The 9,252-nt window shown below is 73.2% G+C and carries 5 protein-coding genes and 1 pseudogene; 3 read left to right on the top strand and 3 right to left on the bottom strand.

All coding sequences use genetic code 11. The features are described from left to right. From HMPREF3159_RS07580 to HMPREF3159_RS07570, 3 genes and pseudogenes are all read left to right on the top strand, one after another. Nucleotides 1-259 (top strand): annotated as a pseudogene (locus tag HMPREF3159_RS07580) (hypothetical protein); the annotation flags it as partial. Further along, nucleotides 256-1,344, top strand: a complete 1,089-nt coding sequence (locus HMPREF3159_RS07575) for a hypothetical protein (protein WP_070500485.1) — start codon at nucleotides 256-258, stop codon at nucleotides 1,342-1,344. The pseudogene HMPREF3159_RS07580 and the gene HMPREF3159_RS07575, both read left to right, overlap by 4 nt. Before the next feature lie 149 nt (nucleotides 1,345-1,493). Then, the gene (locus HMPREF3159_RS07570) at nucleotides 1,494-2,387 is read left to right on the top strand and encodes a co-chaperone YbbN (protein ID WP_070500484.1); all 894 of its coding nucleotides are present in this window, start codon (nucleotides 1,494-1,496) and stop codon (nucleotides 2,385-2,387) included. A gap of 113 nt (nucleotides 2,388-2,500) precedes the next feature. Here the strand turns inward: HMPREF3159_RS07570 and glgB are convergent, their stop codons facing one another. From glgB to glgX, 3 genes are all read right to left on the bottom strand, one after another. Further along, nucleotides 2,501-4,711: a 1,4-alpha-glucan branching protein GlgB gene (gene glgB, locus HMPREF3159_RS07565; RefSeq protein WP_070500483.1), complete on the bottom strand. Its 2,211-nt coding sequence runs from the start codon at nucleotides 4,709-4,711 to the stop codon at nucleotides 2,501-2,503. A 1-nt stretch (nucleotide 4,712) separates the two neighbouring features. Next, on the bottom strand, nucleotides 4,713-6,740 hold the full coding sequence (locus HMPREF3159_RS07560; RefSeq protein ID WP_070500482.1) for a maltotransferase domain-containing protein: 2,028 nt from the start codon (nucleotides 6,738-6,740) through the stop codon (nucleotides 4,713-4,715). 96 nt (nucleotides 6,741-6,836) lie between these two features. Next, a complete protein-coding gene (glgX, locus tag HMPREF3159_RS07555; RefSeq protein WP_070500481.1) occupies nucleotides 6,837-9,047 on the bottom strand; it encodes a glycogen debranching protein GlgX in 2,211 nt (736 codons plus the stop codon). Nucleotides 9,048-9,252 lie beyond the last annotated feature (205 nt).

The following is a 9,252-nucleotide window of genomic DNA, read 5'->3' as shown; positions in this document are numbered from 1 at the left end:
CGGCGCCGCAGCCGGGGCCGCGGCGGGCGGTCTCTCCGAGGGCCGGGACGGCGCCGATACCGACGCCGACGGCGCCGACGCCCCGCGCGCCGAGGACCCCCTGGACGCCCCCGGCGCCCGCGAGGTCGGTGAGCAGAGCGTGTGGTCCTTCGGCGACCGGGCCGACGACGCGGGGACCGGCGCCGACGGCAGCTCCCCCGACGGCGGCTCCCCGGGCGCGGACCCCTCCGGCGACGACGCGGACCAGGAGCGACGATGACCCCCCAGACGCTGCGCGGCACCGCGCGGAAGGACACCGTGATGAGCACTCGATCCGTCGGCCGCCGTGGCCTCCTGCTCGGAGCCGGTGGCGTGCTCGCCACCGGACTGCTCGCCGCCTGCGGCTCCGAGCCCTCCGCACCGCCCGCGCCGCCCACCGGCAAGCAGCTCGCCGAGCCCACGCCCGTGCAGACCACCGAGCAGATCGAGGAGATCGTGCCCGAGGTCAACGCCGCCGTGGTCGCGGCAGACGAGGCGAAGGACGCCGCGAAGCTCGCCCCGCGCGTCTCCGGCTCCGCCGCGGAGTTCCGCAAGGCCGTCTACGGCCTGATCGAGAAGGCCCCCGAGTGGGCCGAGGACCTCAAGGTCCCCGGCGCCGGGACGATCGTGCCCATGAGCTCGGTCAGCGCCGAGTTCCCGCGCGTCGTGATCGCGCTGGTCGAGGACTCCGTGCAGGACGGCGTGCCGTACTTCCTGGCGATGCAGCAGAAGGACGCGAAGTCCGGCTACACCGCCTGGGGCTGGGCCCAGCAGGCGGTCGGCGTGGACATGCCCACCGTCCCCAACGCCGTGGTCGGCTCCGAGGCGCTCACCGCCGACGCCGAGGGCCTGGTCATGACCCCGGCGCAGGCGCTCGAGCTCTACGCGAAGGTGCTCACCGACGGCGACGCCGCGGACCCCGACGACAAGCTCGCCGCGAACCCGTTCCAGACCGGCACGCACGAGCGCATCCAGGCCGAGCGCAAGGAGCTGAACAAGGGCGTGGAGTGGGACGAGGCCGGCACCATCCGCGAGACCTATTCCGTGCGGGACGGCGAGCTCGCGGGCCTGCGCACCGAGGACGGCGGCGCGATCGTGATGGCGACGCTGATGTCCTCGCGCAAGGTCGCGATCAAGGACGGCGCGACCATGCGCTACGCGGAGGACAACAAGTACACGAAGGTGATCGGCACGCGCGAGTTCACCAAGCAGTACGTGCGCGAGTTCGGCACCCACGTGGCGCTCTACATCCCCTCGGCCGACGCCGGGGGCCAGGTCCAGCCGATCGGCGCGACCCAGACCGCGCTCGCCGCCAGCGGGGAGTGACCCGCCGGCGGTGACGCCCGCGAGAACGTGCGGCCGCGGGGCCGTGCCGCGGGGCCGTGATCCGCGTCCGGTCCCGCCGGCCCCGGGTCCGCTCTCGGCGGCCACTCCCTAGACTGGTGCGGTCACGCACCCGTCGAAGGAGTACCTAAGTGTCCGATCCGTACGGCATCATCGATCTCGCCGCGCTCAAGCAGCCTGCCGGCGGCGCCGGGGCGACCGACGCGGGGGAGCCCTCCGCGCACGAGGTCGCCGTCACCGAGCAGGGCCTCGAGCAGCTCATCGCCGACTCGCAGCAGGTCCCGACCCTCCTGCTGGTCACCAGCGGCCGGGTCCCCGAGGGCCCGACCTATCTCGCCGCACTGCGCCGCGGCGTCGACGCGAAGGGCGGCGCGCTGCGCCTGGCCGTCGTCGACGCCGACACCCAGCAGCGGGTCGCCGCCGCGCTGCGGGTCCAGCAGCTGCCCACGCTGCTGCTCCTGCTGCAGGGCCAGCTGCAGCCGATCGTCGACTCCGTGCTGCCCGAGGCGGAGATCGACGGCCTGCTGAACCAGGTCGTCGACGTCGCCCGTCAGCAGGGGATGGAGCTGCCGGGCGGCGAGGCCGAGCAGGCCGCCGCTCCCGAGGAGCCGCTGCCGCCGCTGCTGGCCGAGGCCTACGAGGCGATCGAGCGGGGCGATCTCGATGCCGCCGTCGCCGCCTATCGCAAGCAGCTCCAGGAGAGCCCCGCCGACGGCGAGGCGAAGGCCGGCCTCGCCACCGTCGAACTGATGCGCCGCACCCAGGGCGCGGATCTCGCCTCCGCCCGTCAGGCCGCGGCCGACGCCCCCGCCGATCTCGAGGCCCAGCTGCTGGTGGCGGATCTCGACATGCTCGGCGGCCACGTCGAGGATGCCTTCACCCGCCTGCTGGACCAGCTGCGCGGCGCGGACCAGGAGACCAAGGACGCGGTGCGCACGCGCCTGCTGGAGCTGTTCGAGGTCGCCGGGGCCGATGACCCCCGCGTGGCCCCGGCCCGCAAGCGCCTCGCGAACCTCCTGTACTGAGCCGCGCCGGGCGCCGCCCCGCGCTGCACGTCATGAGCCGCTGTGCTCCACTCCTGGAGCACAGCGGCTCATGACGTTGCGGCAGCCCTGGCGGCGGGCCGCGCCCCTCGCGCTCAGCCCTCGCGCAGTCGGGCGGGGGCGAGGACCACGGCGCCGAGCGGCGGCACCGAGAGGCGCACCGAGTGGTCGCGCCCGTGCTGGGGGAGCGGCTCGGCGTGGACCCGTCCCAGGTTCCCGACCCCGCTGCCGCCGTAGACAGGGGCGTCGGAGTTCAGCACCTCGAGCCAGTCCCCGCCCTCGGGCAGCGGGATGCGGTGCTCGTGCCACGGCTCGGGCGAGAAGTTCACGACCACGGCCACGGGATCGCCCGCCTCGTCGCGTCGGACGAAGGAGAGCACGTTGTGCTGCGCGTCGTCGCCGATCAGCCACTCGAAGCCGCCCGGGTCCTGGTCCCGCTGGTAGAGCGCCGGGAACTCGGCCTGGACGGCGTTGAGGTCCCGCACGAGCTGCTGCGCCCCGCGGTGCAGCGGGTACTCCAGCAGCCACCACGGCAGCCCGGCCTGCTCGGACCACTCGGTGCCCTGGGCGAACTCGATACCCATGAACACCAGCTGCTTGCCCGGATGGGTCCACTGGAAGGTCAGATAGGAGCGCAGCGTCGCGGCCTGCTGCCAGTCGTCGCCCGGCGCCTTGCGCAGCAGCGAGCCCTTGCCGTGCACGACCTCGTCGTGGCTCAGCGGCAGGATGAAGTTCTCCGAGTACTGGTAGACCATCGAGAAGGTCAGCTCGCCGTGGTGGTACTGGCGGTTGATCGGGTCCTGGCCCAGGTACTGCAGGGTGTCGTGCATCCAGCCCATGTTCCACTTGAACCCGAAGCCGAGGCCGCCGGTATCGGTGGGGCGGGTGACGCCCGGGAAGGACGTGGACTCCTCGGCGATCATCACGATGCCGGGCGCGCGCTTGTACGCGGTCGCGGTGGTCTCCTGCAGGAAGGCGATGTTCTCGAGGTCCTCGCGGCCGCCGTGGCGGTTGGGCACCCACTGGCCGTCCTCGCGCGAGTAGTCGAGATAGAGCATCGAGGCGACCGCGTCGACCCGCAGCCCGTCGACGTGGAACTCCTCGAGCCAGTAGCAGGCGTTGGCGACCAGGAAGTTGCGCACCTCGTGGCGGCCGGTGTCGAAGATGTACGTGCCCCAGTCCGGGTGCTCGCCGCGGCGGGGGTCGGCGTGCTCGTACAGCGGGGTGCCGTCGAAGCGGCCCAGCGCCCACTCGTCCTTGGGGAAGTGGGCCGGCACCCAGTCCATGATCACCCCGATGCCGGCGCCGTGGAGGGTGTCGATGAGGTGGCGCAGCTCGTCGGGGGAGCCGAGCCGGGAAGTGGGCGCGTAGTAGCCGGTGACCTGGTAGCCCCACGACCCGCCGAAGGGGTGCTCGGCGACCGGCATGAACTCGACGTGGGTGAAGCCCATCTCGGCGACGTACGCGGTGAGCTCCTCGGCCAGCTCCCGGTAGCCCAGGCCCGGCCGCCAGCTGGCCAGGTGCACCTCGTAGATCGACATGCGGGAGGAGACCGCCTCGGTCGAGGCGCGCTCGGCGAGCCAGTGGTCGTCGGTCCACTCGAAGTCGCTGACGGTGATCACGGAGCCGGTCGCGGGCGGCACCTCGGCCGCGCGCGCCATCGGGTCGGCCTTCTCGCGCCAGGTGCCGTCGGCCCCGAGGATCCGGAACTTGTAGACCTCGCCGGCCCCGACCCCGGGCACGAACAGCTCCCAGACGCCGGAGGTGCCCAGCGAGCGCATCGAGTGCAGTCGACCGTCCCAGCTGGTGAAGGAGCCGATCACCTGGACGGCCCGGGCATTCGGCGCCCAGACGGCGAAGGAGGTGCCCTCCACCCCGTCCACGGTGCGCACGTGCGCGCCGAGCGCCCGCCACAGCTCCTCGTGGCGGCCCTCGCGGATCAGGTGCAGGTCGAGCTCGCCGATCGTGGGCAGGAAGCGGTAGGGCTCCTCGAGGTCGACCCAGTTCTCCCCGGCGGACCAGGTGACCCGGATCCGGTAGGAGGGGACCTCCGCGAGCGGCAGGGCGACGGTCCAGATCCCGTCGTGCTCGTGCTCCATCGCGTGGGCGGAGCCGTCGGGAAGGAGCACCGCGACCTCGCTCGCGAAGGGCTTGAGGGTGCGCACCGTGACTCCGCCCTCGTACTCGTGGGCGCCGAGGACCGCATGGGGCTCGTGGTGGCTGCCGGTCGCCGTCGCGCCGAGCTCGTGCTCGCCCAGCGGCATCACCGGGACGGGACGGTCGGTGCTCTCCGTGGTGTGGGACATGTCAGCTCTCCTCGGGGTGGACGATGCGCAGCACGTGGGCGGGCCGGTCGGCGGCGCTCAGGATGACGAAGGGCTCCCGGTCCCAGCGGAACCGCTCGCCGGTGAGCAGGTCCTCGACCTCGAAGCACCCCTCGACGCCGAGCGAGTCGAGCTCGAGGTGCAGGCGGGTGGAGGCGTCGCGGTCGTGGGCGGTCAGAGAGACGACCAGCACCGTGTCGGGGCGGCCCGTGCCGCTCGCGTCGGCGTCGAGGTGCTTGGAGAAGACCAGCACCTGCGGGTCGTCGGCCTCGTGGAAGCGGATGGTGGTGAGGGTCTGCAGCGCGGGGTGCTCGCGACGGATCCGGTTCAGGGTGCCCAGCAGCGGCTCGAGGCTCTCGCCGCGGGCGAGCGCGCCGGCGTAGTCGCGGGGCTTGTACTCGTACTTCTCGTTGTCGATCTGCTCCTGCGCGCCGGGCCGGGGGACGTCCTCGACCAGCTCGTAGCCGGAGTAGATCCCCCAGGTCGGCACGAGCGTGGCGGCGAGGATCGCGCGCAGCACGAAGGCGCGCCGCCCGCCGGAGCTCATGTACGGGGTGAGGATGTCGTGGGTGGTGGGCCAGAAGCTCGGACGCATGTAGGGCGCCGCCTCGACCAGCTCCTCGAGGTACTCCTGCAGCTCCTCGGCGCTCTCGCGCCAGGTGAAGTAGGTGTAGGACTGGTGGTACCCGACCTTGCCCAGGGTGTGCATCATCGTCGGCCGGGTGAACGCCTCGGCCAGGAAGATCACCTCGGGGTGCTTCTCCGCGAACTCCGCCAGCAGCTCCTCCCAGAAGCGCACCGGCTTGGTGTGCGGGTTGTCGACGCGGAAGAGGGTCACGCCGTGGGCGACCCAGTGCTCGAGCACGTCGCGGATCGCGGCGTAGAGCCCCTCGTAGTCCGTGTCGAAGCTGAGGGGGTAGATGTCCTGGTACTTCTTCGGCGGGTTCTCGGCGTAGGCGATGGTGCCGTCCGCCCGCACCACGAACCACTCGGGGTGCTCCTGCACCCACGGGTGGTCGGGGGAGCACTGCAGGGCGATGTCCATCGCGACCTCGAGGCCGAGCTCCTTCGCCCGGGAGACGAAGGCGTCGAAGTCCTCGATCGTGCCGAGGTCGGGGTGGATCGCGTCGTGGCCGCCCGCGGGCGAGCCGATCGCGTAGGGCGAGCCGGGATCGCCCGGCCGCGTCTCCAGGGTGTTGTTGCGCCCCTTGCGGAAGGTGGTGCCGATGGGGTGGATCGGGGTCAGGTAGGCGACGTCGAAGCCCATCTGCGCGATCCGGTCCAGGGAGCGGGCGGCGGAGCGCAGCGTGCCGGAGGTCCAGCCGTGCTCGGGGTCGAAGTGCGCACCCTCGGAGCGGGGGAAGAACTCGTACCAGGAGCCGTACAGGGCGCGGCGGCGCTGCACCTCGAGGCGGAAGGGGCCGGCGACGGTGACGCCCTCGCGCAGCGGCCGCTCGGCGAGGATGCCGCGCAGGTCGGCGGCGAGCGCCGGGGCGATCCGGGCGGTGACCGGCAGGCCGGGGGAGCGCAGCGACTCGAGCGCGGCGGAGACCACCGGCCCGTCGGAGGCCGGTCGCGTGCCCTCGGCGATCTCGGCGAGCACCCGCTCGAGCACGAGCACGCCCTCGTCGCAGGTCAGCTCCGTGTCGACGCCGGCGGGGATCTTCACCTCGGCCACATGGGCCCAGGTGTCGTACGGGGCGGAGAAGGCCTCGATGCGGAAGGTCCAGGTGCCCAGCTCGTCGGGCCGGATGGTGGCCTCCCACAGGTCCAGTCCCGGGTTCGTCGAGCGCAGCGGCCGACGGGTCTCGACCCCGGTGGGGGAGATCAGCACCAGCTGCACGCCCATCGCGTCATGGCCCTCGCGGAAGGCGTTGGCGCGCACCGCGACGGTCTCGCCCTCGACGCATCGGGCGGGGAACCTCCCGCCGTCGACGACGGGCTGCACGTCCATGATCGGGATGCGGCCGATCCCGGCGTCCAGCCCCGTGCGGAAAGTGGTCTCGGACATGGCCTCTCCTGCCTGAGCGCTCCCTGGTCACAGGGGGCTCTGCGACGATCGCGGTGACTGACCTCACGATAGCCGCTCGGGGAGGGGCGGCGTGACTCAGGGAGCGATGCCGAGCACCACGACGCCGCCGGGCGCGACGGTGACCGTGCGGTCACCGACCGGTCCGGGCGGCAGGTCCTCGGGGGACTCCAGCGCCGTGTCCAGCAGCACCTTCGCCGCGCCCTGCGGCCAGGGGGCCTCCGGCAGGCGCACCTCGGTCGCCTCCGCGGCGCCGGAGAGGATCACCAGCAGGTGCTCGGCGCCCTCGCGGCCGTGGACCGCCGGGCGCAGCATGACCAGCACGTGGCGGGCGGGGTCCATCCACTCCTCGTGCGCCATCGGCGCCCCGGTCTCGTCGAACCAGGCGATCTGTCCGGCGTCGAGCTGCTCCGGGTCCGCCGGGCGCAGGAAGTGCGGGGCCCGCAGCTGGGGGTGCTCGCCGCGCAGCTGCAGCAGGCGCACCACGGTCGCGCGCAGCCTCTCCGCCGCCGCGGTGCGGCGCCAGTCGACCCAGGAGATCTCATTGTCCTGACAGTAGGCGTTGTTGTTGCCGCGCTGGGTGCGGCCCCGCTCGTCGCCCGCGGTGAGCATCGGGGTGCCCGACGCCAGCAGCAGCGTGGCCAGCACGCTGCGGGCGGTGCGCCGGCGGGCGGCCTCGATCTCCTCGCGGCGCGGGTCGCCGGGCGGGAGCTCGCCCTCGTGCCCGTGGTGGAAGGAGCGGTTGTCCGAGGTGCCGTCGCGGTTGTCCTCGCCGTTGGCCTCGTTGTGCTTGGACTCGTAGGCGGTGAGGTCGCGCAGGGTGAAGCCGTCGTGCGCGGTGACGTAGTTGATCGAGGCCCAGGGGGCGCGCAGGCTGCGCCCCTCGGGCAGGCCCGGCGGGTCCTGGCGGGTGAACATGTCCGAGGAGCCGGCCAGGCGCGTGGCGAGGTCGCGGACCCCGCCGATCCCCGGCTCCCCGGTGCGCTCGCGTGCGGCGCGGTCGGCCAGCCAGAAGGCGCGCACGTCGTCGCGGAAGGCGTCGTTCCACTCGGCGAAGGGGGCCGGGAAGTTCCCCGTCTGCCAGCCGCCGGTGCCCACGTCCCACGGCTCGGCGATGAGCTTGACGTCCCGCAGCACGGGGTCGGTGACGATCGCGCGCAGCAGCGGGTGGTCGGCGCGGAAGCCGCGGTCGTCGCGGCCGAGCGTGGTGGCGAGGTCGAAGCGGAACCCGTCCACGTGCACCTCCTGCACCCAGTAGCGCAGGGAGGCGAGGACCAGGTCCATCGTGTGCACGGAGCGGGGGCCGAGAGTGCCGCCGGTGCCGGTGACGTCCTGGGGGACGCCGTGGTCGGTCCAGTAGTACTCGAGGTTGTCCAGGCCGCGCAGCGAGAGGGAGGGGCCGTCGCCGCCGCCCTCGGCGGTGTGGTTGTAGACCACGTCGAGGATCACCTCGAAGCCGGCCTCGTGCAGGCGGCGCACCATGGTCTTGACCTCCTCGAGCACCGCCTGGGCGCCGGCCTGCTGGGCGGCGGCGGTGGCGAGGGAGGGCTCGGGGGCGAAGTACGACATGGTCGAGTAGCCCCAGTAGTTCGTCAGCCCCAGCCGGGTCAGGTGCGGCTCGTCCATCGCGGCGTGGATCGGGAGCAGCTCGATGCTGGTCACGCCCAGGTCCCGCAGGTAGCCGGTGACGGCGGGGTGGCCGAGCCCGGCATAGGTGCCGCGCTGCTCCGGAGGCAGCTCCGGGTGCAGCCGGGTGAAGCCCTTGACGTGCAGCTCGTAGAGCACGGTCGCGCCCCAGTCGACCATCGGCCGCAGGTCGTCCTGCCAGTCGAAGGCGTCGTCGACCACCACGGACCACACGGCGGAGTCGCCGCTGTCGACCTCGCTGCGCTGGGGGACCTCGTCCCGGCGGTCCAGCATCGCGTCGACCTCGAAGGGGAAGAAGGCGCTCAGCAGAGGGGAGGAGTGGGAGACGCCGCGCGCCCAGGGATCCAGCAGCAGCTTGCGCGGATTGGCGAGCATCCCGCTGCCGGGATCCCACGGGCCGTCGACCCGCAGCCCGTAGCGGGTGCCGGGGGTCATGCCGGTGACGTGGTCCCAGTGCAGGCCCCCGTCGTAGTGGCGAAGCCTCTGGCGGTGCTCGGCGGCGCCCTGGCGGAGGCACAGGTCCACCGCTCGGGCGCGGGGGGCGGCGACGGCGAAGGTGCCCCGTCCCTGCTCGTCGACGACGAGGCCGGGGGAGGTGGGGGCGACGGGCGGGGTCGCGCGGTCGAAGCGGTCTGCAGGCACGGGCCCAGTCTCCCAAACCGGCCTGCGCCGTCCCACTTGAGGTGGGCGGGGTCTCCCGGGCGGAGGCTGATCCGGTGCGCGGCAGATCCCCTCCGGGGCGGGCGCGTCGGCGGGCGGCGTCCCCGCCCGGTGCCGTCGGACCGCTAGGATCGGTGCGGTGGTGCGGCCCCGTCGCCGACGGGGAGGCGCCGCCGGCTGGGCCGCG

It is taken from the genome of Brachybacterium sp. HMSC06H03 (assembly GCF_001807385.1).
GTDB lineage: Bacteria > Actinomycetota > Actinomycetes > Actinomycetales > Dermabacteraceae > Brachybacterium > Brachybacterium conglomeratum.
This window is presented reverse-complemented; position numbering and strand designations above follow the sequence as displayed.

Bases quoted from the DNA above. Each gene is read 5' to 3' on its own strand.
- glgB (WP_070500483.1), bottom strand. From the start codon at position 4,711: ATGTCCCACACCACGGAGAGCACCGACCGTCCCGTCCCGGTGATGCCG.
- HMPREF3159_RS07560 (WP_070500482.1), bottom strand. From the start codon at position 6,740: ATGTCCGAGACCACTTTCCGCACGGGGCTGGACGCCGGGATCGGCCGC.
- HMPREF3159_RS07575 (WP_070500485.1), top strand. From the start codon at position 256: ATGACCCCCCAGACGCTGCGCGGCACCGCGCGGAAGGACACCGTGATG.